Origin of the sequence: Sphingomonas sp. AAP5 (assembly GCF_004354345.1) — a bacterium.
In the GTDB taxonomy this organism is placed as follows: domain Bacteria; phylum Pseudomonadota; class Alphaproteobacteria; order Sphingomonadales; family Sphingomonadaceae; genus Sphingomonas; species Sphingomonas glacialis.
The window spans coordinates 3285339-3311102 of record NZ_CP037913.1 but is presented as its reverse complement, the minus strand read 5'-3'; the positions used below and the strand labels follow the sequence as shown (position 1 = coordinate 3311102).

The following is a 25764-nucleotide window of genomic DNA, read 5'->3' as shown; positions in this document are numbered from 1 at the left end:
TCTCACGACAGCTCGACCGAATAGATCTCATCGGGCCGCCAGCCGAGCCCGAGCGCGATCCGCCCCGCGACAAGCAGGACGATCACCGCGAGCGCGAGCCGCAGATATTCGGGCTTCACGCGCGCAGCGAACCGCGCGCCGATCTGCGCGCCAGCGACCGATCCGAGCAGCAGCAAGGCGGCGAGCACGATGTCGACGGCCTTGGTCGTCGTGGCATGCACCATCGTCGCCATCGCGGTGACGAACAGCGTCTGGAACAGCGAGGTGCCGACCACCACCTGCGTTGTCATGCCAAGTAGATAGAGCATCGCGGGTACGAGGATGAAACCGCCGCCGACGCCGAGCAGGATCGTCAGGATGCCGACGCCGAAACCAAGCAACAATGGCGCGAAGGGCGAGATGTAGAGCCCCGAACGGTAGAAGCGCGTCCGCATCGGCAGTGCCGCGACGAGCGGATGATGGCGGCGTTTACGCGGCTTGGGCGCCTCGCCGCTGCGCATCCGGCGGATCGCGCCCCACGATTCGGTCGCCATCATGCTGCCGATCGAGCCGAGCAGCAGGACGTAGACGATCGCGATCACCGTATCGATCTGGCCGCTCGCTTGCAGCAAGCGGAAGATCCAGCCGCCGAACACCGCGCCGACCAGCCCGCCCGCAACGAGGAAGCCCCCCATCTTGAAATCGACGCCCTTGCGCCGGACATGCGCGAACACCCCCGACACGCTCGCGCCGGTCACCTGGCTCGCGGCCGAGGCGGCGGCGACGGTCGGCGGGATGCCATAGACGATCAGCAGCGGCGTGGTGAGGAACCCGCCGCCGACGCCGAACATCCCCGACAACAGCCCGACGCCGCCGCCGAGCAGCACGATCACGAGCGCGTTTACCGAAAGATTGGCGATGGGCAGGTAGATGTCCATTGCCCACCAGCGTTAGCCGCTCAGGGAGCGTGCGCAAAGCACGGCGTGTCAGAAATCGCTGCCGAGCGTCAGCGCCGGGCCCGATCCCGGGCGCGCTCCTCCGGCAATGCGCTCGCGCCAGTCGAGCGCGAGCCGCACCGATTGCTTGCCGAGCGGCAGCGCGACGCCGAGCGACGGCCCGATGTCGAGCCGCGTCGCACCGCGCTGCGCACCGCCCCATACGCCCGCCCCGAGATCGAAGCGGACTTTGCCAAGGGTCGCGATCGGATGCGTGACGCGCGCCGCGCCATCGACATACGGCTCGGTCTGTGTGCGCCGGATGAGTCCTGCCTGCACATAGGTCTCGAAGCGGATGCCGGGCGAAACCGTCACCGGTCCAAGTCCGCCGACCACGCCGACACCGGGCCCGCCTTGCCCGCCCGCCAGTGCGAAGCGGTGCTCGGCGACGACGCGCAGTGGCAGACGAGTCGGTTGCCATTCGACGCCGACCGAGGCTTCGCGCAACCCGCTGCCGAGTGGCGACGTCACGCGGCCGACAAGCGCGATGCGATGGTGTCGGTCGAGCGGATAGACCAGCCGAGCGCCGGCCTGCGATCCTCCGAGCTGTCCGCCAAGTGCGCCGGACGCGAGCCCTGACCCGCCGCGCGCGGCAAGCCAGGCACTGCCCGACCAGCGCGAGGGCGCATGCGTTGGCACCGCGCCAGCGGCACTGTCGGGCAGACCCGCAATCAGCGCCGTCGACCTGGGCTCGAGCGCGGCACCAGCTTGGCCGGCGGGGCTGGGCAGGGGGCGGTGGCTGAGGAGGCGATCTGCGGGCGGGGCATCGGCGCTCTTCGGCGGCTGGTTGGGACTTGGTCGGCGATAGGGGGCGAGCGACCGCGCTGCGATAGGATTGTGCGGTGCCCGGTATCGGGGCGCCCGATATCGGAGTGCCGGCACGCGTGTCGCGATGTGCGCACTCCGTCTCGCCGCGGGATGCGCTCCCGGCATCGGCATCGGCATCACCGGCAGCGACGATCGTTTGATCCCGAGCGAGCGCGCGATCAGCGATGGCGCTGCGATCGGTGCGGGCTGCGGCCAGACCATCGCGAGCCGCGCCGCGATCCATCCGACCGCCAGGACGCCGAGAAAGCGCAGCGGGCGCCCGCGTCCTTGAACGCTCAACGTTCAGAACCCGGCTCGGTCCGTTCGATTGCACCTGGAAAGACATGGCTGGTCTTGTCCCACCGCAGCCCGGTGCCGCGCAACGATCGGACATACGCCGTCATGGCGCTCCGCGCCGCGAGCAGCGCGACATAGTTGCTGACGAGCGCGCGCGGCAGGGACCATAGCGCTTCGCGCCAGCCATAGGCGGCGCCGGTCGCGGCCGCGCGCCAGACGAGCCGCCAGGCCAACAACGCGCCGTTCAGGTGCAGCAGCGCCAGCATCGCCGCGGAGGGCGGCGCCGCCGCCCGTCCGGCGAGCGCGTGCGCCACCAACGCAACACCCCAGGCGATAAAAGCGGTATAGGCGACGAACAGCACCAGCACCGCGAGCGGTGCGCGCCGATCGCGCATCCGCATCCAATGGTCGCGCCAATCGAGCGCGCGCCCCCAGCCGATCCGGTCCCAGCCGGCCAGCGCGATGCCCGTCATCCAGCGCGCCTTCTGCCGTACCGCGGTCGGTACCGTCGCTGGGAAGTAGGCGCGGACCGCAACGAGCTCGCCATCTGCGCGGACACGCGCGAGCACGCCGCGTCCGCCGAGCGTGGCGATCAGCAAGCCGAGTTCGTAATCCTCGACGATCGAGCCCGCGTCGAACGGCAAACCGTCGCGCGCGGCTGCGATCCGACCGAGCATCTGGCGTTCGATCGCACAGCCGACCCCGGCGAGCGGAAGCCCGACCCCGAGCGCTTGGCGCACCACCATTTGCCGGCTGTGTGCGTCGGCGAATTCGTCGGCATAGTGCCCCGAGACGAGCGGCGCACCGCGATCGACCAACGGCAGCACCGGGAGCTGGACAACAGCATAGCGCCCGATCAGCGCATCGAAAACGCGCAGTTCGCCGGGGTGGACCAGATCCTCGGCGTCATGCAGCACGACCGCGGCGACGGGTACGCCGTCACGCGCTTCGTCGCGCTCGAGCGCGCGCCAAACGGCGTTGAGGCAATCGGCTTTGGTGGTCGGTCCGGGGCGGCTGTTGATGACCAGCCGTACGCGCGGATCACACGCCGCGACCGCTGCGACCGCGTCGATCGTCGCGCGGTCGTTTGGGTAGGTCCCGACATACAGGCGGTAATCCTCATGCTCGAACCGCGCGAGCGCGCTGCGCAACATCGCGCCGATCACCGTCGACTCGTCCCACGCCGCAACGAACACCGCGATCCGGCGCGGCGGCGTTTGCCGATACGCATCGAGCGTCCGCGGCAAAGCGGGGCGGCGGCGAGTCAGCGTGATCCAGATCCAGCCGATATCGATCGCTAGGTCGTCACAGCCGCCGACGAGGAAACCGATCGCCGCGAACACGACCGTTTCGCGCGCGATCGCATCGATCGCGAACATGACCCATCCTGCCCCCAAGACCGGCTCCCCCCGACGACCCTGGCCTTTCAGCCACCCCTCCCGAGTCGTTCTTCGTGATTTTCCAACAAGTTCGTGGTTTAATCAAGGGGACCGCGCTATGACGGACCGCCGTTGTGCTCGCACGCCGCGTCGCCCTATAAGGCGATGCGAAGCGGCTCCGGGGGAAGATGCGATGAAGCTGGGTTTCCGAATCGCCTTGCTCGCTTTGGTCTGCGTCCCGTTCGCCGCGTTCGGCGATGCGAGCCCGCAGGTCATCCTCGCCACCCCCGGTATCGGCGACGGCGCGATCGAGCGTTTTACCGCGCGCTTCAACCAGCCGATGGTGCCCTTGGGCGATCCGCGTGCGGCCGCGCCGTTCGACGTGACCTGCGCGGTTTCCGGGCAAGGGCGCTGGGTCGACCCACAAACCTTCGTCTATGATTTCGCGAGCGGCCTGCCCGGCGGCACGACGTGCAAATTCGCGCTGCGCAAGGGGCTCAAGAGCGTTTCGGGCTATGCCGCGACGGGCCAGAGCGAGTTCACCGTCGACGCCGGCGGGCCGGTCGCGCGCGCGATCCTGCCGGGTGGGGATTCGGACGAGATCGAGGAGGACCAGACCTTCCTCGTCGCGGCCAATCTGCCCGCCACCCCCGCCTCGGTCGCCGCCAACGCCTATTGCGCGGTCAAGGGGATCGGCGAGAAGATCCCGGTCGACGTGTTGCCCGCCGATCTGCCGGGCAAGCTGCTCGGCGAGATGGGCACCGAGAATTGGAACGTCCGCAGCTTTCTCGAAAGCGGTGGCTTGCCCGCCGCCATCCCCGCACCGGCGGATCGAGCGAAGGCCTATGCCGGCGTGACCGCGCTGAAGTGCCGCCGCCCGCTGCCGCCCGGCGCCGATGTCGCCTTTGTGTGGGGCGCGAATATCGCCGGCGCCGGCGGCAAGACCGCGGGCACCGACCAGCGTTTCGATTTCACCGTCCGCAAACCCTTCACCGCGCGCTTCGAATGTTCCCGCGTCAACGCCGCCGCGGGGTGCAACCCGGTCGAGAAGGCGTGGGTGCGTTTCTCCGCGCCGGTGCCGAGCGAGCTTGCCAAGCAGGTCCGCATCGAGACCGCCGACGGCAAAGTGCTGGCGCCGACGCTGTTCGATTCGAGCTCGGATACCGAGCGTGGCGATGCGAAGACCAAGGCGACGATTTCCGCGGTCGGCTTCAAGAGCCCGCTGCCGCAGGCGCAGACCGGCACGGTCGTGCTCCCGGCGGGCGTCAAGGACGAGAGCGGCCGCCCGCTGTCGAATGCCGAGCGCTTCCCGCTCGCCGTGCGCTTCGATGCCGCCCCGCCGCTCGTCAAATTCGCCGCGTCGTTCGGCATTCTCGAATCAAAGCAGGGCGGCGTGCTGCCCGTCACCGTCCGCAACGTCGAGCCCGCGCTGCAGGGCACCAACGTCACGATCGGCGGCCAGGCGCTGCGCGTCGATGGCTCCGACGGCAAGATTGCCGAGTGGCTGCGCACCGTCGGCCATGCCGACGACGAGGCCAGTCACGAGGAAACGCGCGGCAAGGAGAAAGTGCGGATCAACGACACCGGGTCCAAGTCGATCCTCGGCGGCGAAGGCGCGCCGATGCAGATCGGCCTGCCCGGCAAGGGCAAGGATTTCGAAGTCGTCGGCCTGCCGCTCGGCGGCGGCAAGCCCGGTTTCTATGTCGTCGAACTCGCGAGCCCGGTGCTCGGCCAGGCATTGCTCGGGCGCAAGGCGCCGCGCTACGTCGCGACCGCCGCGCTCGTCACCAACATGAGCGTCCACTTCAAATGGGGCCGCGCGGCGAGTCTCGCCTGGGTCACCGCGCTCGACACCGGCAAGCCCGTCGCCAATGCCGAGGTGCACGTCACCGACAGCTGCACCGGCAGATTGCTCGCGCGCGGCATCACCGACAAGAATGGCGGGCTCAACGTGCCCCCCGGGCTGCCCGAGCCGGAGGCTTACGGCGGTTCCTGCAACGGCGGGTCGAGCCCGCTGATGGTCTCGGCGCGCGCCGGCGACGATTTCAGCTTCACGCTGACCGATTGGGGCAAGGGCATCCGCCCGTATGATTTCGACCTGCCCTATGGCTATTCCGCCCGCGGCGAGTTCCTTCACACCGTGTTCGACCGTGCACTCGTCCGGCAGGGCGAGACGGTCCATATGAAGCACATCCTGCGCACTTCGGTGGCGAGCGGCTTCGGCTTTGCGCCGGGCGTGACGGGGACGCTGCGGCTGCAGCATCGCGGTTCGGACACGCAGTTCGACTTGCCGCTGACGATCGACGCAAACGGGATCGGCGAGAGTGAATGGACCGCGCCCGCGGGCGCGCCGATGGGCGATTACGACCTGTCGGTGATCGCGGACAACCGCACGATCGAGACCGGCCAGTCGTTCAAGGTCGACGAGTACAAGTTGCCCACGATGCGCGCGACCGTCACCGGCCCGAAGGACGCCGCGATCCGCCCGATCAGCCTCGCGCTCGACCTGTTCGTCGGCTACCTCTCGGGCGGCGGCGCGTCGAACCTGCCGGTCGATATGCGAATCGGCTATTTCGCGCATGAGGGCACACCCGACGGCTACGAAAGCTACAGCTTCGGCGGCAAGGCGATCGTCGAGGGCACCAAACCGCTCAACGGCGACGGCGAGGAGGAGCAGGCGACGCTCCCGCCGACGCAGACGCTCCCCTCGACGCTCGGCGGCGACGGGACGGGCAAGCAGACGATATCGATCCCGCAGACGCTCGACGGCGTCACCGACATGCTCGTCGAGATGGACTATCAGGACGCCAATGGCGAAGTGCTGACCGCCTCGAAACGCATCCCGATCTTCCCGAGCGCGGTGCAATTGGGCGTCAAGACAGACGGCTGGCTGATGAAGCAGGACGATCTGCGGCTGCGCTTCGTTACGCTCGACACCGCGGGCAAGCCGCTCGCCAACCAGGCGATCTCGGTCGCGCTCTACAGCCGGCAGATCCTCACCGCGCGGCGCCGGCTGATCGGCGGCTTCTATGCCTATGACAACCGCATGAAGACCGAGAAGCTCGGCCAGACCTGCAGCGCGACGACCGACGCGCAGGGGCTCGCGACGTGCAAGCTCGACCCCGGCATCTCGGGCGAAGTCTATGCGGTCGCGACGACCAAGGACGCCGCGGGCAACGAAGCGCGCGCGACGCAAAGCGTGTGGCTCGCCGGCAAGGACGATTGGTGGTTCGGCGGCGACAATGGCGACCGGATGGACGTCGTTCCCGAAAAACTCGCCTACAAGGCGGGCGAGACCGCGCGCTTCCAGGTGCGCATGCCGTTCCGCCAGGCGACCGCGCTCGTCACGGTCGAGCGCGAGGGCGTGCTCGCGAGCTACGTCACCGAACTCAGCGGGGCGGACTCCGTGGTCGAGGTCAAGATGCCGGGCTCCTATGCGCCCGACGTGTTCGTCTCGGTGATGGTCGTGCGCGGGCGTACCGAGAGCGGAATCTGGAGCTGGCTCCACGGCCTCGCGCGCTCGGTCGGGCTCGCGAGCGATCCACCCGAGGGGCAGGAGCCGACCGCGCTGGTCGATCTCGCCAAGCCGAGCTACCGCATCGGCATCGCCAAGGTGAAGGTCGGCTGGGAAGCGCACCAGCTCCAGGTCGCGGTCAAGGCCGACAAGGCGCGCTACGCCGCGCGCGACGTCGCGCAAGTCGACGTCCAGGTGAACGGGCCAGACGGCAAGCCGGTCCGCACCGCCGACGTCGCCTTCGCCGCCGTCGACGAAGCGCTGCTCCAGCTCGCGCCCAACGACAGCTGGGACGTGCTCACCGCGGTGATGGGCGAGCGTCCGCTCGCCGTGCTCACCTCGACCGCACAGACGCAGGTCGTGGGCAAGCGCCATTACGGCAAGAAGGCGGTCGAGGCCGGCGGCGGTGGCGGCGGCGATTCGTCGGGGCTCAACCGCGAGAATTTCCAGCCGGTGATCCTGTGGAAGGGCCGCGTCGCGCTCGACCAGAATGGCCATGCGCGGATTCCGGTGACGCTGTCCGACGCGCTTTCCTCGTTCAAGCTGGTGGCGATCGCGACCGACGGGTCGCAGCTCTACGGCACCGGCATGGCGAGCGTGCGCACCGCGCAGGATCTGTCGATCTTCGCCGGCATCGCGCCGGTGGTGCGGACCGGCGATTTCTACGCCTCGAGCTTCACGCTGCGCAACGGCTCGGACAAGCCGATGACGGTGACCGCGAGCGTCGACCTCATGCCTGCGATCGCGCAGGGCAAGCCGCTGACGGTGACGATCCCGGCGGGCGGCGCGATGCCGGTTGCGTGGAATCTGACCGCGCCCGCCAATCTCGACGCGTTGCGCTGGCACGTCAGCGCGCGCTCGGCCGATGGCAAGGCGGTCGACCAGATCACCGTCAATCAGGCGGTGACGCCGCTTTATCCGCTCGAAGTGTGGGCGGGGACGCTCGCGCGCGTCGGCGGCGACACGACGATCCCGATCCAGCCGCCGATCGGGGCGATCGCGGGGCGTGGGACGGTCGATATCCGGCTCGACGATACGCTCGCGCCGCCGCTCGCCGGGGTGCGCGATTTCATGGCGCGCTACCCGTATAATTGCTTCGAACAGCAGCTGTCGCGCGCGGTGGCGCTCGGCGATGCGGCGCTGTGGCAAAGGCTCGCGAGCGATATCCCGGCATATCAGGCCGATGACGGGCTGCTGCGCTACTGGCCGTCGGGCAGCCTGACGGGCTCCGAGGCGCTCACCGCCTATGTGCTGGCGATGACGTCGGAGGCCGGCCTGCCGATCCCCGAGGGCCCGCGCGCGAAGATGATCGAGGGGCTGAAGGCCGTGCTCGACGGGCGACTGCGCCACGAGGAATATGGCGATGTCCGGCTCCAGCGCGTCTACGCCTTCAACGCGCTCGCGCGTGCGGGGGCGGCGACGCCGGCGATGCTCGGGCAGTTGAGCATGATACCCAAGGAAATGCCGACTGCGCTGCTGGCTGATTATCTCGTCGCGCTCGATCATGTCGCGGGGCTCGCCAACGCCAATGCGCTCAAGGCCGCGGGCGAGGCGCAGTTGCGTACCCGGATCGTCTATGAGGGCACGCGGCTCGATCTGTCGGACAGCAGCAACCAGCCGTGGTGGCTGATGTCGTCGGGCGACGAAGCCTCGATCAAGACGGTGATCGCGACGCTCGGCCGGCCCGGCTGGCAGGACGAGGCGGCCAAGATGATGGTCGGCGTCGCGCTGCGCCAGTCGCATGGCCGCTGGGATACGACCACCGCCAACGCCTGGGGCACGATCGCGGCGCGCAAGTTCGCGTCGCTCTATCCGGCAAGCGCGATCGTCGGGAACACGACGCTGGGCTTGGGCGCGCAGACGATCAGCAAGGCCTGGCCGCTTGCCGCCACCGCGCGGACGGCGACCTTCCAGCTGCCGGCTGTGCTGACCCCGCTCAAACTGTCGCAGTCGAGCGGCGGCGCGGGGCCGTGGGCGAACGTCTCGATCTCGGCCGCAGTGCCGCTGACCAAGCCGCTGTTCGCTGGCTATGAGATGCAGCGCAACGTCGAGGTGGTGCAGGCGCGCACCAAGGGCGTGCTGACGCGCGGCGACGTCGTGAAGGTGACGATCACCGTCAAGGCGAGCGCCGAGCGCAACTGGGTGGTGATCAACGATCCGATCCCGGCGGGTGCGACGATCATCGGCGATCTCGGCGGACAATCGCAGATCTTGGCGGGGCAGGCGCAGGCCGGGCCGGGCGCCAAGTTCCAGGCGCGCGATGCCGATGGCAAGCTGTGGGACGTGCAGGTCGGCGTGGTTCCCGCCTATGTCGAGAAGCGCAACGATGCGTGGCGCGCCTATTATGGCTGGGTGCCGCGCGGGGCGTTCAGCGCGTCGTACATGCTGCGGTTGAACGGGGCGGGGCGCTTCAACCTGCCGCCGAGCCGGGTCGAGGCGATGTATTCGCCCGCGATCCGCGCGCAGCTGCCGCTCGCGCCGGTGACGGTGCTGCAGCGCTGATCCCATCTTCCTTCTTCTTTCCTTCCCTTCCCCGGCGGAGGCCGGGGCCCAGTAGCGGGCCGTTGCGTTGATCGAGTACAGCACCCTCTTGCGCCGTGCGTCGCTCCTGGGCCCTGCCCTGCGCCGGGCAAGCGAACGCCTGTGGGCGGGGTTCAAGACCCGCACCGGCGCGATCGTCACCGCGCTGGTCGTCGCGCTCTTCGCCTTCGTCGCGATTGACTACGCCACGCTTCCCCCGCCACTCCCCGGCTATGCGCAGGTTCGCGCCGCGTGGCGCCCGTCCGAGGCGTGGCTCTACGATCGCAACGGCGCGCTGATCGACAGCGCGCGCGTCGATTTCGCCGCACGCCGCCTCGCCTGGACACCGCTGCCGCACGTTTCCGCCGTCACGCGAGACACGATTGTCGGCGTCGAGGACCGCCGCTTCTTCCATCATGGCGGCGTCGACTGGCTCGCCTTGCTCGGCGTCGCGCGCGACCGCGCACAGGGGACGCGCGCGCGCGGCGCGAGCACGCTGTCGATGCAGGTCGCCGGCTTCCTCGCGCCCGATCTCGCGGTGCCGGGGCAGCGCCATTTGTGGGACAAGCTCCGCCAGATGCGCGCCGCCTGGGCGCTCGAATCGCATTGGTCGAAGGACGAGATCCTCGAGGCCTATCTCAACCTCGCCGGTTTCCGCGGCGAGGCGCAGGGGATCGGCGCGGCGGCGCTCGGGCTGTTCGGCAAGACGCCCGACGCGCTCGCGCGCGACGACGCGGTGTTGCTCGCCGCGCTCCTCCCCGATCCGCAGGCCGACCCCGCGAGCATCGCGCGGCGCGCCTGCGCGGTCAGCCACGAGCGCGATTGCGCGCGCTTTGCGGGCGAGGCGGCGTCGATGCTCGGCCCGGCGCGCAGCCTTCAGCTCGACCCCGGCCTCGCGCCGCATCTCTCCGACCGTTTGCTCACCAAACCCGGGCTCAAGGTCACCACCACGCTCGACCGCCGCATCCAGAGCCTGGCGATCGTCGCGCTCAAACGCCAGCTGCAGGGCCTCGGCGGCGCGCGCGCGCGTGACGGCGCGGCGGTGGTGATCGACAATGCAAGCGGCGACGTGCTCGCCTATGTCGGCGGGATCGGCGGCGCCTCGACCGCGCCCGCGGTCGACGGCGCGAACAGCTATCGCCAGGCCGGATCGACGCTCAAACCCTTCCTCTACGCGGAGGCGATCGAGAAGGGCTATCTCACCCCCGCCTCGATCCTCGACGATTCGCCGGTCCAGCTCGACACCGCGTCGGGGCTCTATGTCCCGCAGAATTACGATCGCGGGTTCAAGGGTCCGGTGTCGGCGCGCGCGGCGCTGGCGGGGTCGCTCAACGTACCCGCGGTGCGCACTTTGCTGCTCGTCGGGGTCGACGCGTTTCGCGATCGGTTGTGGGACACGGGGTATCGCGGGCTGGTCGAGGATGGTGATTATTACGGCTTCTCGCTCGCGCTCGGCTCGGCCGAAGTCACGCTGCTCGAACAGGCCGCGGCCTATCGCAGCCTGGAGCAGGCCGGCCGCTGGTCGCCGTTGCGGCTGACGCTCGATGCGCCCCGCGAGTCGCCACACGCCATTACGACACCGCAGGCGGCGTGGCTCGTCGCCGACATGATGGCCGATTCGAATGCCCGCGCGGTGACCTTCGGCCTCGATTCGGCGCTGCATCTGCCCTTCTGGGCGGCGGTGAAGACGGGCACGAGCAAGGCGCTGCGCGACAATTGGTGCATCGGCTTCACGCGAGAATACACGGTTGCCGTTTGGGTCGGCAATCTCGAGGGCGATTCGATGCGTGCGGTGTCGGGGGTCAGCGGCGCGGCGCCGGTGTGGCGCGACATCATGCTCGCGCTCAACGCCGACACGCGCGGCAGCCCGCCGCCGCGCCCGACGGGAATCGAAGCGCGCGCGATCACCTTCGGGAATGCGATCGAACAACCGCGCACCGAATATTTCCTCGCCGGAACGGGGCAGACGCAGATCGCCGTCGCGCCCGCCGAATCGCGCCGCCCGCGCATCACCAATCCGGTGTCGGGCAGCGTCTATGCGATCGATCCCGACATTCCGTCCGACCGGCAGCGGCTCTCGGTCGACGTGTCGGGGGCGGTGACGGCGCATCGGCTGTGGCTCGACAAGACCGATCTAGGCGCCGCCGATTCGCAGCCGCAGATCATCGCCGGGCCGGGGCTCCACCGGCTGCGGTTGACCGATGTCGCCGGACGCGTGGTCGATCAGGTGCTCTTCACGATCCGCTGAAAAAACGACGGCCGCCCCCTTTCGGAGACGACCGCCGCCCGTGACGAACAGTCTTAGCGGTAGAAGCCGCGGATCACCTGGACGACATAGCCGCGACGCGTGTCGACGAGGATCACGTCGTTATAGTGCCGCACCCATTGCTGGCCAAAGCCGGCGCGCGGCAGGCGATAGCGCCACGGATCGGCGATGATGTAGCGCCCGCCGTAATACGCCGGTGCGATGCGCAGGCCCGGACGGAACGCGGTGTAGCGGAACGGGGCGTTCCAATTGCCGCGGGCATAATAGTTCGGGTTGCGGTCGCGCCAGCCACGCCAGTCGTCACGACCCCAGGCGCGGTCGCGATCGCGCAGATCCTCGCGATATTCCTGGCGCGCGTCGCGAACGTCCTCGCGTTGGTCGCGAATGTCACGGCGGTCGCCGCGCATCCGCGCGTCCTGCAGGTCACGCTGCTCCTGGCGGATGTCGCGACGGTCGCGTCGCAGCTCTTCGTTCGACTGCGCACTTGCCGCGACGGGAACCAAGGTCGCCGCCATCAAAGCGGTGAGAATGAGTTTACGCACTGTATCCTCCATATTCCGGCTGGCCAGAGAACGGCCGGGCCATGGAGCGTGTTTTGGCAGCGCGCGACTGAACGGAATGCGAATGCGCTTGTCAGCAATCCGTCAGGAACGGCGTGCAGCGTTACGGCGTGTCGCGACCGCCACCGGTGTTGCTCTGGCCGCCCTGGCCACCGCCGACCGCGCCGACCGTTCCGATATTGCCGAACAGTTCGTCGAAGAAGCTGCGCTTCTTGCCGAGCGTCGGCGTGGTCTTGCCCGACGGGCTGATCGACGCGACTTGCTCGACGCCCGATTTGCGCACCGCGGTGACATTGCCCTTCTCGTCGAAGCTGATGCGCAGCGTCGTCTGCTCGCGGACCTTGGGGTTGTTGTACGCGAAATTGCGCGTCTCGCGCGACACGTAATACCAGTCCCCCTGGTTGAACTCGGAAGTGAAGCTCGGTTTGCCGAGCGTCGCGAGCACCGACTGACGGTTGTCGGTGCCGGCCTGGACCGAGTTCACGAGATCGGCATCGATGACATAGCCCTGGTGCGACTTGAGCGGCACGCAGGCGCTCGCCCCGAACACGCACGATGCGAGGAGGGCGGCAGCCGTCAACTGGCGGACGGACTTAAGGCTCATCGACACTCTCCAAGGCACCAAAGCTGGCCACGACGCATTGCACCCGCGGACACGAAGCCTCAATATGCCGGGAAAGGCGACCAAACAAGGGCGCGAAGGGACACGAGAGATTTGGGCTGGTTTTCGAAGCTGCTGGGGCGGACGCCCGACGATACCGCGATGCTGCTCTATGATCGGGTGATCGCGCTGGCACGCGCGCCGCATTGGTATGAATCGGGCGGTGTTCCCGACACGCTCGACGGCCGGTTCGACATGGTCGCGGCGGTGCTGTCGCTCGTGCTGCTGCGGCTCGAGGACGTTCCAGAGGCAGGCCCGGCAAGCGCGCGGCTGACCGAGCGCTTCGTCACCGATCTGGACGGGCAATTGCGCGAAAGCGGGGTCGGCGACATCGGCGTCGGCAAGCATATCGGCAAGATGATGGGGATGCTCGGCGGGCGGCTCGGCGCGTATCGCGACGGGCTGGCGGCGGGCGACCTCCACCCGGCGCTCGCGCGGAACCTGTACCGCAGCGGCCTGCCCGATGCCGCCGCGATTGCCCATACCGAGGCCGCCTTGTTCGCGCTGCGCGACGCGCTGGCGGCACGACCGACCGAGTCGGTGATCGCAGGAGATATTGCATGAGCACCCCCGAATTTTCGCGGCTGGAGCGGATCGACACGATCGGCGAGGGCGAGCGCAGCATCGCGATCACCGCGAGCGAGGCCGAGCGCGCCGCGCTGGCAGCGCGATTCGGTCTGGTGTCGGTCGACCGGCTCGAGGCGACGTTTCGGGTCAAGCGCGATGCGGCGGGGATCGTCGCGCGCGGCGCGGTCAGCGCGGCGGTCGTCCAGGCGTGTTCGGTGACCGACGAGCCCTTGCCGCAAAGCGTGTCGGAGGATGTCGCGTTGCGCTTCGTCACCGAACAGGAGGCTGCCGCCGAGGAGGAGATCGAGCTCGATCTCGATGCGCTCGATACGATGCCGTATGATGGCGCGGCGATCGACCTCGGCGAAGCGGCGGCGGAAACGATGGCGCTTGCGCTCGATCCGTTCCCGCGCGGGCCCAATGCCGCGGCGGCGTTGCGCGCAGCGGGCGTGATCAGCGAGGAAGAGGCCAAGCCTGCGGGTGCGCTGGCGGGGTTGAAGGGCTTGTTCGGGAAGGTGTGAGGCTCAGTCCTCGTCGGGTCCGAGCGTCGGATCGAGATCGCGCGGGCGGACGAAGCGCGTCAGCCGTCCGCTCCCGCCGGCAAGCGTCGCCCATTCGCCCGCGAAGCTGATCTCGGCGATCGTCGCGGTGGGATATTTCGCCTCGAGCGCGACGCGCAACGGTTCGTCCGAATCGGGAACGAGCAGCATCGCGAGATCCTCGAGCCCGGGATTGTGCCCGACGAGCAGGAGGTGTGCCGCCTCGGCTGGCGCTTCGTGGACGATATCGAGCAAGGTCACTGCCGAGGCGAGGTAGATGCGCCGGTCAAAATGGGGCGCGAGCGTGCGGCCATAGCTGCTCTCGACCTGTTCGAGCGTCTCGACGACGCGCACCGCGGGCGAGGCGACGACATGGTCGAACGCGCCGGCGGCATTGCGCAGATGGCCACCGATCAGCGCCGCCGCACGCTTGCCCTTGGCGTTGAGACCGCGATCGTAATCGCGCAAAGCGGGATCGTCCCAGCCCGATTTAGCGTGGCGGAGCAGCGTCAGCGTCTTGGTGCCGGCGGTCATGCTAAAGTCTCCGTCAGGCGGGTTCGCGCGCCTCATGCCCCGTTTGCACGGCGGAGGGAAGCGCTCCCGCACGCGCAACCGCTTCGTCGAGCGTGCAGCGCGTGATCTTCACCCCCGGCGGGAAAGCGGTGAGCAGGCGCGACGGCATCGCCGCGGAAAGCAGGACGAACAGCCCGTGGTCGTCGGCGCGGCGGATCAGCCGGCCGAACGCCTGCGCCATGCGCGCGCGGACGATCCGGTCGTCATAGCGGCTGCCGCCTCCGGCGAGCCGCCGAGCGGCGTGAAGCACGGTCGGCTTGGGCCACGGCACGCCCTCGAGCACGACGAGCCGCAGCGAGCGGCCGGGCACGTCGACCCCGTCGCGCAAGGCATCGGTGCCGAGCAGCGAGGCGGCGGGATCGTCGCGGAAGATGTCGACCAGGGTGCCGGTGTCGATCGGGTCGACATGCTGCGCATAGAGCGGCAGGCCTTCTCGCGCGAGGCGGTCGGCGATCCGGGCATGGACGCCGCGCAGCCGCCGAATTGCGGTGAACAGCCCGAGCATCCCGCCGCCGCTCGCGACGCCGAGCTTGGCATAAGCGTTGGCGAGCGCGCCCATGTCGCCGCGCTTGACATCGGTGACGATCAGCACCTCGGCCTGGTCGGCATAATTGAACGGCGATGTGGCAGCGAAACGGCTCGCGCCGCGCAGCAGATGGTTCGCGCCGGTGCGTGCCTCGGCGACGCCCCAGCCTTCCTCGCCATCGGTCCCGCCGCCGCGCAGCGTCGCCGAGGTGACGAGCACGCCGTGCGCTTGCTTGAGTACGGTTTCGGCGAAGGGCCGCGTCGGGTCGAGCCAGTGGCGGTGGAGGCCGATATCGTATTCGCGCCCCTCGACGCGGTCGACCGCGAGCCAGTCGACGAAATCGGGCGAGGCCGGCCCGCCGATCCGGGCAAGCAGCGACAGCCATGCCGCGACCGTCTCGGCGCGCCAGCCGAGCGAGGCGACAGCACCTTCGATCCGCGCGCGCGCCTGGCCGTCCATCCAGTCGGGCCCTTCCTCGAGCACCGCCTCGAGCCGGCGTCCGAGCGCGACGAGTGGCCGGACGAGCGCATCGAGCGCATGCGCGGCGGGGCCCGCGGCTTCAACCAGCCCGGGGTCGGGCTCGGCGAGTTCGGTCTCGAGCGCGTAGCCCGCGTCGCCTTCGGCCTCGGCGCGGGCATAGGTCAATCCGCGGACGGCCGCGAGCAGCGTCTCGATCGGGCCGAACGGCGCGCCTTCGCCGATCCGCTGGAGCCAGCCGTCGCTCGCCAGGCCCTGCGCCGCCGCCACCGCATCGGCGATCGCGCGCGCACCGCCCTCGTCATAGCTCGCCACGTCGGAAAGACGCGCGGCAAGCCCGCGCCGCCGCCCGCGTCCGCCCGATTCGGGGCCGAGCACCCAGCGGCGGAGTTCGATCGTCTCGGATCCCGTCAGCGCGGTCGAGAACATCGCGTCGGCGGCATCGAACAGATGATGGCCTTCGTCGAACACGTAGCGCGTCGGACGCGTCGTCGATTCGCGGCCGCGCGCGGCATTGACCATCACCAGCGCATGGTTGGCGATGACGAGATCGGCATCGGCGCTGGCGCGCGCGGCCTTTTCGATGAAGCACTTCCGGTAATGCGGGCAGCCGGCATAGACGCACTCGCCGCGCCGGTCGGTCAGCGCGGTCGCGCCGTTGCGACGGAACAGCGTGGGGAGCCAGCCGGGCAGATCGCCACCGACCATGTCGCCATCGGCGCTATACGCCGCCCAGCGCGCGACGAGTTGCGCGAGGATCGCCGCGCGGCCGGCGAAACCGCCTTGCAGCGCATCTTCGAGATTGAGCAGGCAGAGGTAATTCTCGCGCCCCTTGCGCGTCACCACTTTCGCGCGGCGGGTTGCTGCATCGGGGAAGAGGCGTGCGCTTTCATGGCCCAATTGGCGTTGCAGCGCCTTGGTGAAGGTCGATACCCACACCGCGCCATCGGCCTTCTCGGCCCAGAGCGAGGCGGGGGCGAGATAGCCGAGCGTCTTGCCGATGCCGGTTCCGGCCTCCGCAAGCACCATGTTGGGTGCGCCGTGCGCCATGCGCGGGGCGAACGCCTCGCGCGCGGCCTGGGCATAGGCGCGTTGGCCTGAGCGTTGCTCGGCGGCGCTGCCCGTCAGTCGCGCAAGCCGCGCCTGGGTCTCGTCGGCATCGAGCGTTACGGTGCGCGGTTGCGGGCGCGGTGCGCCTTCGGACCATTCGCCGAGTTTCGAGAACAGCCAGCGTTCGGCGACGTCGGGGGTCTTGAGCCGCTGCGCGAGGATCGGCGCCCAGGTCCAGCGCAGTTTGAACAGCGACTGCGCCGCGGTCCATGCGCCCTCGCGCTCGGGCCAGTCGGTGCCGGGCTCGGTCATGCCGAGCAGCGCGACCGCGGCGTCACGCAGGAAGGCGGCAATCTCACCATCCTCGCTCGGCGCTTCCAGCCCTGCAACGCGCGCTAGGCCGCGCGGCGTCGGCACCATGAAGCGCGCGGGGCACAGGAAGGCGAACAGTTCGAGCAGGTCGAGCCCCGACAGGTCGGCATAGCCGAGCCGCTGCCCGATCAGCGCTGCGTTGAGCAGGATGACTGGAGTATCGGCGGCAATGCGGATCGCCTCGCCGCGTCCGATCGGTCGCGTGCCTTCGGCATCGGCGATCCAGATGCCGCTGTGGCTCGCATGGAGCGCGGGATAGGGGAGCGCGGTCACGCTGGGTATATCGCGTAGGGGGAACGGAATGGCAACGTTGGAGGGGCGGGTTTGCTCGCTGCGCTAGCAGAAATTGCGGTTCCCCGGCGGAGGCTGGGGCCTAGGAGAGAAGGTCCTCGTCTTCGGGCGCAGTGCCGGCTTGCGGCCGTTCCGCGACTGGGCGCCGGCCTTCGCCCGGGGGAAGCGTTTTTTTGGGTAGCGTCGAGCCCCTATAGAATGCCGCGTCCGTCGATCGTCAGTTCCGGCAGCGTCGCACTGCATACTTCCCCTGCGAGCGGCACAACGCGATGATCGCCGAAGCGCCCGTCTCGCGGCTTCCAGAATTGATGTATCTCGCCTGTTTGCAAAGCTACGACCCAATATTCCGGGACAGTCTCGTGCGCATACATCGCGCACTTTGCGCCCAGGTCACGCGTAATGCTGCTGTCCGCCACTTCGATCACGATCGCGATGTCGCGGCGTTCATAGTAACGATCATCCAAACCGCCGATCGCGACAATGACGTCGGGCTCGGGCAGATTGTGCGGCGAAAGCGCGAGGGTCGCTTCCGAAAATGCCGCGAAATCGGATCCGATCGCTTCCAGCGCGAGCTGCAAGCGGAACGTCAGCTGGCTTTTGACGCGGCTGTGTCGACGGAATTCGCCGTTCATGACCTCGATGACCCCCTCGATCAATTCGGCCTTGTGGTACGCATCGAACACGCCCGCGCGGTTCAACAGCTCGAAGTCCTCGATACGAAGCTTCAAGGGGTGCGGCTCCGTCAGGGGCAGCTGCATGTTCATGGGCGCAAGCATAGCATTTGCGCTCGCGCGCCTAAAGCGTCAAACGCGGGAGCATCATGACCGACACAGCCCTCCGCACCGCCGCATTCGATTCCAAGGCCTGGCCGTATGAGGAAGCGCGCAAGCTGCTCAAGCGCTATCCCGATGGCAAGCCGGGCAACCAGCCCGTCATCTTCGAGACGGGCTATGGTCCCTCGGGCCTGCCGCATATCGGCACCTTCAACGAAGTGCTGCGCACGACCATGGTGCGCCACGCGTTCCAGACGCTGTCGGACGCGCCGACCCGGCTTATCGAGTTCAGCGATGACATGGACGGCCTGCGCAAGGTGCCCGACAACGTCCCCAACCAGGCGATGCTGACCGAGCATCTCGGCAAGCCGCTCAGCCGCATTCCCGATCCGTTCGAGAAGTTCGAGAGCTTCGCGGCACACAACAATGCGATGCTGCGCGATTTCCTCGATCGCTTCGGGTTCGAATACGAATTCATTTCGTCCGCCTCGCAATATGAGGCTGGCGTGTTCGACGATGCGCTGAAGGGCGTGCTGCGCCATTACGCCGGGATCATGGGCGTGATGCTGCCGACGCTGCGCAAGGAGCGCGCCGCGACCTATTCGCCGATCCTGCCGATCAGCCCCAAGACCGGGGTGGTGCTCCAGGTCCCGGTCGAGGTGGTCAATGTCGAGGAGGGCACGATCCGCTTCACCGACAGCGACGGCGAAGTGCTCGTGCAATCGGTGCTCGGTGGCCAGGCCAAGCTGCAGTGGAAGGTCGACTGGGCGATGCGCTGGGTCGCGCTCGGCGTCGATTACGAGATGTACGGCAAGGATCTGATCGACAGCGGCGTGCAGTCGGGCAAGATCGCGCGCGTGCTCGGCGGTCGCCCGCCCGAGGGGCTGATCTACGAGATGTTCCTCGACGAAAAGGGCGAGAAGATCTCCAAGTCGAAGGGCAATGGCCTGACGCTCGAGCAGTGGCTCGATTACGGGACGCAGGAGAGCTTGTCGTTCTTTGCGTACCGCGAGCCCAAAAAGGCCAAGCAGCTCCATATCGGCGTCATCCCGCGCGCGGTGGACGATTATTTCCAGTTCCGCGCCAGCTACGCCGCGCAGCCGGTCGAGCAGAAGCTCGGCAATCCGGTGCACCACATCCATGACGGCGACGTGCCGGGGACGAACCCGCCGGTCACTTTCGGCCTGCTGCTCAATCTCGTCGGCGTGCTCGGCGCGGGCGCGACCGCCGAACAGGTCCACGGCTATCTCAGCAACTATGTCGAGGGCGCGATTACCCCCGAGCTCGACGCGCTGATCGGCCATGCGCTGGCGTACAACCGCGATTACGTCGCGCCGACGCTCCAGCGCCGCAAGCCCGAGGGGATCGAGGTCGCAGCGCTCGAACGGCTCGACCGTGAGCTCGCCGCGGTGCCGGCCGACAGCTCCGCGGTCGATCTGCAGAACATCGTCTATGCGATCGGCAACGAAGGCGGCTTCGAACCGCTGCGTGCCTGGTTCGGGGCCTTGTACGAGACGCTGCTCGGATCGAGCCAGGGGCCGCGGATGGGGAGCTTCATCGCGCTCTACGGGGTCGAGAATACGCGCAAACTGATCGCCGAGGCGCTCGCTCGCTAAGCGTACTTGCGGCCATGCGGGGTCGGCGCGGGCCGATCCCGCTGGTCTTTGTGCGGCGCGGCGATAGGGTGGCGCGATGACCAAGCGCAAAGCCTCTGCGCCGTTCCGCACCGTGCGGTCGGCGCTCCGCACCTTTCTGCATCAAGAGGCGGCGGGCGGGATTGTCTTGATGGCCACCGCAGCGCTGGCGCTGATCGTCGCCAATTCGCCGCTCGCCGAGTCCTATTTCGCGCTGCTCCACCATGCCACCGGCCCGACGCTGGCGCCGGCGATCGGCCCGATGACGGTCCATCTGTGGATCAATGACGGCCTGATGGCGGTGTTCTTCCTGCTCGTCGGGCTCGAGATCAAGCGCGAGCTGATCGACGGGCAATTGGCGAGCCCGGCGCGGCGGCGCTTGCCGATCATCGCGGCGGCGGCGGGGATGGCGGTGCCCGCCTTGGTCTATCTCGCGATCACCGGTGGCGCCGCGGACTTGCAGCCCGGCTGGGCGATCCCGGCGGCGACCGACATCGCCTTTGCGATCGGCGTGCTTGCCTTGCTCGGCAGCCGCGTGCCGCCCGCGCTGAAACTGTTTCTGACGACGGTCGCGATCGTCGACGATTGCGGCGCGGTCGCGATCATCGCGCTCGCCTACAGCCACGGCATCGACTGGATCGCGCTTGGCGGTGCGGTCGGCGTATTGCTGGTGATGTTCACCTTGAAGCAGCGCCGCGTATGGGCGCTGTGGCCATATCTGATCGGCTTTGCCGCGCTGTGGTGGCTGATCCTGCTGTCGGGCGTCCATGCGACGATCGCGGGTGTGCTCGCCGCGACGATGATCCCGATCACGCGCTCGCCCGGCGCGCCCGACGACGTACATTCGCCGCTCCACCGGCTCGAACATGCGCTGAGCCCGTGGGTGGCGTTCGGCATCGTGCCGTTGTTCGCGCTCGCCAATGCCGGTGTATCGCTTGGCGGCGTGAGTCTCGCCACGCTCGGCGATCCGCTCGTGCTCGGCATTGCGGGCGGGCTGTTCCTCGGCAAGCAAGCGGGAATCATGGGGGGCGTCGCGCTCGCCGAGCGGCTCGGGATCGCGCAGCGCCCCAAGGGGATGCGCTGGATCCAGCTCTACGGCGTCGCGTTGATCGCCGGGATCGGCTTCACGATGAGCTTGTTCATCGGCGGGCTCGGCTTCCCTGACAGCCCGCATTTGCAGGACGAAGTGAAGATCGGCGTGCTCGCAGGTTCGATCGTCTCGGCGATCGCGGGCTTTCTCATCCTGCGCTATTGGCCGGTAAGGAGGACGCATGCGTAATTTCTTCTCGCCCGCGCAGCTTGGCCATGCGCCGGCGCGCGAACTGCACAATGGCGGCTTTACCGCTTATGCCGAGACACCGTCGCGCGCGCAGCGGATCGCGGAGGCGATCGGCGGGGCCGAGGCGCCGCGCGATCACGGCATGGCGGCGATCGCGGCAGTCCACACCCCCGACTATCTCGCTTTCCTGCGCGAAGCCCCCGCGCGCTGGGCGGCGGCGGGGCGGCCCGGCGACGCGATGGGCTATGTCTGGCCAATCGTCGGCCGACGCGCGCTCAAGCTCGATCGGATCGACGGGCAGATCGGGCGCTACAGTTTCGACGCCTCGACCCCGCTCACCGCGCAGACCTGGGATGCCGCCTATTGGAGCGCACAAAGCGTGCTCGCCGCGACGCACGCGGTGCTCGACGGCGACCGCGCCGCCTTCGCCTTATGCCGGCCGCCGGGCCATCATGCCGGGGCGGATTATTATGGCGGCTATTGCTACCTCAACACCGCCGCGATCGCCGCACAGGCGGTGCGCGATGCCGGGGCGCGGCGCGTCGCGATCCTCGACATCGATTATCACCACGGCAACGGCACGCAGGACATTTTCTGGGAGCGCGGCGACGTGTTCTACGCGAGCATCCATGCCGATCCCGCGACCGACTATCCCTTCTATTGGGGCCATGCCGACGAGACCGGCGACGGCGACGGGCGCGGCGCGTCGCTCAACCTGCCGCTGCCGCACGGCACGACGCTCGACCCGTTCCGCCGCGCGCAAGGCATGGCGCTCGATGCGATCACGCGATTCGCGCCCGATCTGCTGGTGCTGAGCTTCGGCGCGGACACGTGGGAGGGCGACCCGATCTCGCACTTCAAGCTGACCAGCGCGGATTATACGGTGCTCGCGCGCGACATTGCGGCCTGTGGCTGGCCCTGCGTGATCGCGATGGAAGGCGGCTATGCGCTCGACGCGCTCGGTGCCAATGTCGAGAGCCTGCTTACCGGATTTTAGCCGCGATTGCCGGTGTCTTCTTGGGTCCACAGCGCGTAGGCTTTGACTTATGTTGGCCGAGTTCCGCGTTACGTTCTCCTTTCGGTCCGCCATTCGGGCGGTGCTGATCGGCATGCTCGTTTTTGCGGCCTCCGCTGCGGCGATCCGCTTCACGCGCTTCGGCGGCGGACCCGCCTGCTTGTGGTTCGCCACCGCGATCCTGATCGTCGAACTGGTGGTGCGGTCGCCCCGCGCCTGGCTCTTGCCGGTGACGGCCGCGATGATCGGGGGCGTCGTTGCGACGGGGCAGTTCGGGATCGGCTATGGCTATGCGCCACTCGTCACCGCGTGCACGATCGGCGAAGCGATCCTCGCGGCATGGCTGTTGCGGCGCGGCCGCGGCAGCGGGGCCGATCTCGGATCGCTGCGCGGCGTCTTCCTGTTCATCGCGGTGGCGGGCGGGATCGCGCCCGCAGTCTCCGGGATCGGCGGCGCGGCGACGATCGCGCTGGCGACGCCGACGGGTTTCGCCACCAACTGGCTGAGCTGGTATCTCGGCCACGCGCTCGGCAATCTCACGCTCGCACCGGTCGTGCTGCTCGCGCTCAATGGCGAGATGTTCGCCGGGATCGCGCGTATGCGCTTGGCACGCAAGCTCGAGGGCGCGGGGCTGATCCTGGTGACGATCGTCGTGACGCGGCTCGTCTTCGGGCAGGAGACGTTTCCGCTGCTGTTCGTGCCGCTCCTCCCGCTGATGATCGCGGCGTTCCGCTTCGGCCGGATCGGCGGCGCGATCACGATCGTGATCCTCGCGACGATCGGCGCGACGTTCACGATCGGCGGGAGCGGCCCGATCCGCATGATCAGCGGCGGCACGTACGAACGCGTGCTGTTCCTGCAATTCTATCTGGCGACCGCGGTCGTCATGACCTTGCTGATCGCGGCCGAGCTCAACCAGCGCAGGCGACTGGTGGTCGCGCTGCGCGCGAGCGAAGCGCGCTATCGCCTGATCACCGACAAATCGACCGATATCATTCTGACGCAGACCGTCGCGGGCGTGATCGATTATGCCTCCGCCTCGATCCTCCCGCTGGCGGGCTATGAACCGGCCGACCTGATCGGCATCGCGGCCGGAACGCTCGTGCAGTCCGAGGATCTGCCGATCGTGACCAAGACCATCCGCGACGCGCTCGCGAACCCGGCGGCGACCTTCATCGTCGAATATCGCGGGCGCAAGGCTGACGGGACGATGCTGTGGTGCGAAAGCCATACGCGCGCGATCACCGACGAGGATGGCAAGGTCGTCGGCACGGTGAGCGCGATTCGCGACATTTCGCGGCACAAACAGCTGCAGGCTGCGCTCGCGCAGGCGGCGCAGACCGATCCGCTGACGGGGATCGTCAATCGCCGCGCGTTCGACGTGGCGCTCGATCAGCGCCTCGCCGATGTCGCGGCGGGACGCGGGATCGGCGTGTGCGCGGTGCTCGATCTCGACTTCTTCAAGCGCGTCAACGATCGCCACGGCCATGATGCGGGCGACCGCGTGCTGTGCACCTTCGTCGATGTCGCCCGGCGCTCGCTGCGTGCCGAGGACTTGATCGCGCGGCTCGGCGGCGAGGAGTTCGCGCTGATCATCTGGAACGCCGACTTGGCAGAGGCGCATGCGATCTGCGAGCGTTTGCGGCGTGAGGTCGCCGATCTGTCGGTCACGACCGGGTTCGGCGATGATATCCGCTTCACCTTCAGCGGCGGGCTGGCACCGCTCCGCGCGGGGCGTTCGCGCCAGCATATCCTGCGCCATGCCGACGAGGCCTTGTACCGCGCGAAGAACGCCGGGCGGAACCGGCTCGAACTGTCGAGCTAAGCGCACAAACGAAAGGGGCGGCGCGACCCGGTCGCACCGCCCCTTGCTACGTGAGGTCGCCCTCGCGCTTCGCTTCAGAGCTTCTCGGTCAGCTCCGGCACCAGCTTGAAGAGATCGCCGACCAGGCCGAAATCAGCGACCTGGAAGATCGGCGCGTCTTCGTCCTTGTTGATCGCAACGATCACCTTCGAGTCCTTCATGCCGGCAAGATGCTGGATCGCACCCGAAATGCCGACCGCGACATAGACTTCGGGGGCAACGATCTTGCCCGTCTGGCCGACTTGATAGTCGTTGGGTGCATAGCCCGCATCGACCGCAGCGCGCGAGGCGCCGACGCCCGCGCCGAGCTTATCGGCGAGCGGATCGATCAAGGTGTGGAACTGCTCGCTCGAGCCAAGCGCACGACCGCCCGAGACGATGATCTTGGCCGAGGTCAGCTCGGGCCGCTCAGACGCTGCGATTTCCGAGCCGACATACGTCGATACGCCGGCGTCACCGGTGGTGTCGACCGCTTCGATCGTGCCCGAACCGCCTTCGGTGGCGACCTTCTCGAACGCGGTGCCGCGAACCGAGATGACCTTCTTCGCGTCCTTGGTCTGGACCGTTGCGATCGCGTTGCCGGCGTAGATCGGACGCGTGAAGGTGTCCTCACTCTCGACCGACAGGATGTCCGAAATCTGCATCACGTCGAGCAGCGCTGCGACGCGCGGCGCGATGTTCTTGCCGTTGGTCGTCGCGGGCACGAGGAACGCGTCGTGCGATTCCATCAGCTTGGCGACTAGCGGCGCGACGTTCTCGGCGAGCGCATGCGCATAGGCCGCGTCGTCGGCGACATGGACCTTGCCGACGCCGGCGATCTTGGCGGCCGCCTCGGCGACTGCACCGACGCCGTGACCCGCGACAAGCAGATGGACTTCACCGAGCTTGGAGGCTGCGGTGACGGTGGAGAGGGTGGCGTCCTTTACGGACGTGCCATCATGTTCGACCCAGACGAGCGTCTTCACTTTGCGACTCCCATGGACTTGAGCTTGGCGACGAGTTCATCGACGTCGGCGACCTTGATGCCGGCCGAACGCTTGGCGGGCTCGACCACTTTCAGCGTGGTGAGGCGCGGCGACACGTCGACGCCGTAATCGGCGGCGGTCTTTTGTGCGAGCGGCTTCGACTTCGCCTTCATGATGTTGGGCAGCGAAGCGTAGCGCGGCTCGTTGAGGCGAAGGTCGACGGTGATGATCGCGGGGAGCTTCAGCGTCTCGGTCTCCGAGCCGCCATCGACTTCGCGCGTCACGGTGACGCTGTCGGCGCTGAGTTCGACCTTCGAGGCGAAGGTCGCCTGGCCGACGCCGAGCAGCCCTGCCAGCATCTGGCCGGTCTGGTTGTTGTCGTCGTCGATCGCCTGCTTGCCGAGGATGACCAGGTCGGGCTTTTCTTCCTCGACGATCTTGGCGAGGAGCTTGGCGACGCCGAGCGGCTCGACCTTGTCTTCGGTGACGATCAGGATCGCGCGGTCGGCGCCCATCGCGAGCGCGGTGCGCAGCGTTTCCTGCGCCTTCTGCTCGCCAATCGACACGACGACGATTTCCGTCACGCCCTTGTCCTTCAAGCGGATCGCTTCTTCGACCGCGATCTCGTCGAACGGGTTCATGCTCATCTTGACGTTGGCGAGGTCGACTCCGCTTCCATCCGCCTTCACGCGGGGCTTCACGTTGTAATCAAGCACGCGCTTGACCGGCACCAGCACTCTCATCGGGATTCCTTCCAGGACAGTTTCTTGCTCGGCAGCATCTGGTGGTCAAATGGCGGTTTTGCGCGGTTTTCGCAAGTCCGGTATGCCAGCCAAGCTTGCCGTAGCGGCATCTCGTCCG

The 25764-nt window shown here is 68.2% G+C and carries 19 protein-coding genes; 9 read left to right on the top strand and 10 right to left on the bottom strand.

What is annotated here, in order from left to right:
• Positions 1 to 2: 2 nt before the first annotated feature.
• A complete protein-coding gene (locus E2E30_RS15245) occupies positions 3 to 917 on the bottom strand; it encodes a sulfite exporter TauE/SafE family protein (protein WP_133191192.1) in 915 nt (304 codons plus the stop codon).
• A 48-nt stretch (positions 918 to 965) separates the two neighbouring features.
• Positions 966 to 1613 carry a hypothetical protein gene (locus tag E2E30_RS15240; RefSeq protein WP_133191190.1) on the bottom strand — a complete coding sequence of 216 codons (648 nt, stop codon included), beginning with the start codon at positions 1611 to 1613 and terminating at the stop codon, positions 966 to 968.
• A 253-nt stretch (positions 1614 to 1866) separates the two neighbouring features.
• Between E2E30_RS15240 and E2E30_RS15235 the strand changes: the two genes are divergently transcribed.
• Entirely contained in the window at positions 1867 to 2073 is a 207-nt protein-coding gene (locus E2E30_RS15235; protein ID WP_133191188.1) for a hypothetical protein, read from the top strand.
• Positions 2074 to 2077: 4 nt separating this feature from the next.
• On the opposite strand, the gene E2E30_RS15230 is transcribed toward E2E30_RS15235, so the two are convergent.
• Positions 2078 to 3457 (bottom strand): glycosyl transferase family protein, encoded by a 1380-nt coding sequence (locus tag E2E30_RS15230; RefSeq protein ID WP_133191186.1) that lies wholly within the window; start codon positions 3455 to 3457, stop codon positions 2078 to 2080.
• A gap of 193 nt (positions 3458 to 3650) precedes the next feature.
• Between E2E30_RS15230 and E2E30_RS15225 the strand changes: the two genes are divergently transcribed.
• The gene (locus E2E30_RS15225; RefSeq protein WP_206365591.1) at positions 3651 to 9473 is read left to right on the top strand and encodes an alpha-2-macroglobulin family protein; all 5823 of its coding nucleotides are present in this window, start codon (positions 3651 to 3653) and stop codon (positions 9471 to 9473) included.
• Positions 9474 to 9645: 172 nt separating this feature from the next.
• Positions 9646 to 11739 carry a penicillin-binding protein 1C gene (gene pbpC / locus E2E30_RS15220; protein ID WP_240699118.1) on the top strand — a complete coding sequence of 698 codons (2094 nt, stop codon included), beginning with the start codon at positions 9646 to 9648 and terminating at the stop codon, positions 11737 to 11739.
• 53 nt (positions 11740 to 11792) lie between these two features.
• Here the strand turns inward: pbpC and E2E30_RS15215 are convergent, their stop codons facing one another.
• Positions 11793 to 12299, bottom strand: a complete 507-nt coding sequence (locus tag E2E30_RS15215) for an RcnB family protein (protein ID WP_133191184.1) — start codon at positions 12297 to 12299, stop codon at positions 11793 to 11795.
• Between the two features lie 121 nt (positions 12300 to 12420).
• Positions 12421 to 12921, bottom strand: coding sequence for an outer membrane protein assembly factor BamE (locus E2E30_RS15210; protein ID WP_133191182.1), 501 nt, complete (start codon positions 12919 to 12921; stop codon positions 12421 to 12423).
• Positions 12922 to 13032: 111 nt separating this feature from the next.
• Between E2E30_RS15210 and E2E30_RS15205 the strand changes: the two genes are divergently transcribed.
• Positions 13033 to 13542 carry a ubiquinol-cytochrome C chaperone family protein gene (locus E2E30_RS15205; RefSeq protein WP_443018344.1) on the top strand — a complete coding sequence of 170 codons (510 nt, stop codon included), beginning with the start codon at positions 13033 to 13035 and terminating at the stop codon, positions 13540 to 13542.
• Positions 13539 to 14066, top strand: coding sequence for a YceD family protein (locus tag E2E30_RS15200; RefSeq protein ID WP_133191180.1), 528 nt, complete (start codon positions 13539 to 13541; stop codon positions 14064 to 14066). Before E2E30_RS15205 ends, E2E30_RS15200 begins: the two co-directional genes overlap by 4 nt.
• 3 nt (positions 14067 to 14069) lie before the next feature.
• On the opposite strand, the gene E2E30_RS15195 is transcribed toward E2E30_RS15200, so the two are convergent.
• The 3 genes from E2E30_RS15195 to E2E30_RS15185 all read right to left on the bottom strand — a co-directional run bounded on the left by E2E30_RS15195 (position 14070) and on the right by E2E30_RS15185 (position 18137).
• Positions 14070 to 14618: a SixA phosphatase family protein gene (locus tag E2E30_RS15195; protein ID WP_133191178.1), complete on the bottom strand. Its 549-nt coding sequence runs from the start codon at positions 14616 to 14618 to the stop codon at positions 14070 to 14072.
• Between the two features lie 13 nt (positions 14619 to 14631).
• Positions 14632 to 17355 (bottom strand): ATP-dependent DNA helicase, encoded by a 2724-nt coding sequence (locus tag E2E30_RS15190; protein WP_133191176.1) that lies wholly within the window; start codon positions 17353 to 17355, stop codon positions 14632 to 14634.
• Between the two features lie 209 nt (positions 17356 to 17564).
• The gene (locus E2E30_RS15185) at positions 17565 to 18137 is read right to left on the bottom strand and encodes a Uma2 family endonuclease (RefSeq protein ID WP_165954541.1); all 573 of its coding nucleotides are present in this window, start codon (positions 18135 to 18137) and stop codon (positions 17565 to 17567) included.
• Positions 18138 to 18193: 56 nt separating this feature from the next.
• Between E2E30_RS15185 and E2E30_RS15180 the strand changes: the two genes are divergently transcribed.
• The 4 genes from E2E30_RS15180 to E2E30_RS15165 all read left to right on the top strand — a co-directional run bounded on the left by E2E30_RS15180 (position 18194) and on the right by E2E30_RS15165 (position 23899).
• Positions 18194 to 19762, top strand: a complete 1569-nt coding sequence (locus E2E30_RS15180; protein ID WP_133191172.1) for a lysine--tRNA ligase — start codon at positions 18194 to 18196, stop codon at positions 19760 to 19762.
• 76 nt (positions 19763 to 19838) lie between these two features.
• On the top strand, positions 19839 to 21059 hold the full coding sequence (gene nhaA, locus E2E30_RS15175; protein ID WP_133191170.1) for a Na+/H+ antiporter NhaA: 1221 nt from the start codon (positions 19839 to 19841) through the stop codon (positions 21057 to 21059).
• On the top strand, positions 21052 to 22056 hold the full coding sequence (locus E2E30_RS15170; RefSeq protein WP_133191168.1) for a histone deacetylase family protein: 1005 nt from the start codon (positions 21052 to 21054) through the stop codon (positions 22054 to 22056). Before nhaA ends, E2E30_RS15170 begins: the two co-directional genes overlap by 8 nt.
• Before the next feature lie 49 nt (positions 22057 to 22105).
• Entirely contained in the window at positions 22106 to 23899 is a 1794-nt protein-coding gene (locus E2E30_RS15165) for a sensor domain-containing diguanylate cyclase (RefSeq protein WP_133191166.1), read from the top strand.
• A 74-nt stretch (positions 23900 to 23973) separates the two neighbouring features.
• Here the strand turns inward: E2E30_RS15165 and E2E30_RS15160 are convergent, their stop codons facing one another.
• Positions 23974 to 24903 (bottom strand): electron transfer flavoprotein subunit alpha/FixB family protein, encoded by a 930-nt coding sequence (locus E2E30_RS15160; protein WP_133191164.1) that lies wholly within the window; start codon positions 24901 to 24903, stop codon positions 23974 to 23976.
• The gene (locus E2E30_RS15155) at positions 24900 to 25646 is read right to left on the bottom strand and encodes an electron transfer flavoprotein subunit beta/FixA family protein (RefSeq protein ID WP_133191162.1); all 747 of its coding nucleotides are present in this window, start codon (positions 25644 to 25646) and stop codon (positions 24900 to 24902) included. Before E2E30_RS15155 ends, E2E30_RS15160 begins: the two co-directional genes overlap by 4 nt.
• Positions 25647 to 25764: the final 118 nt, after the last annotated feature.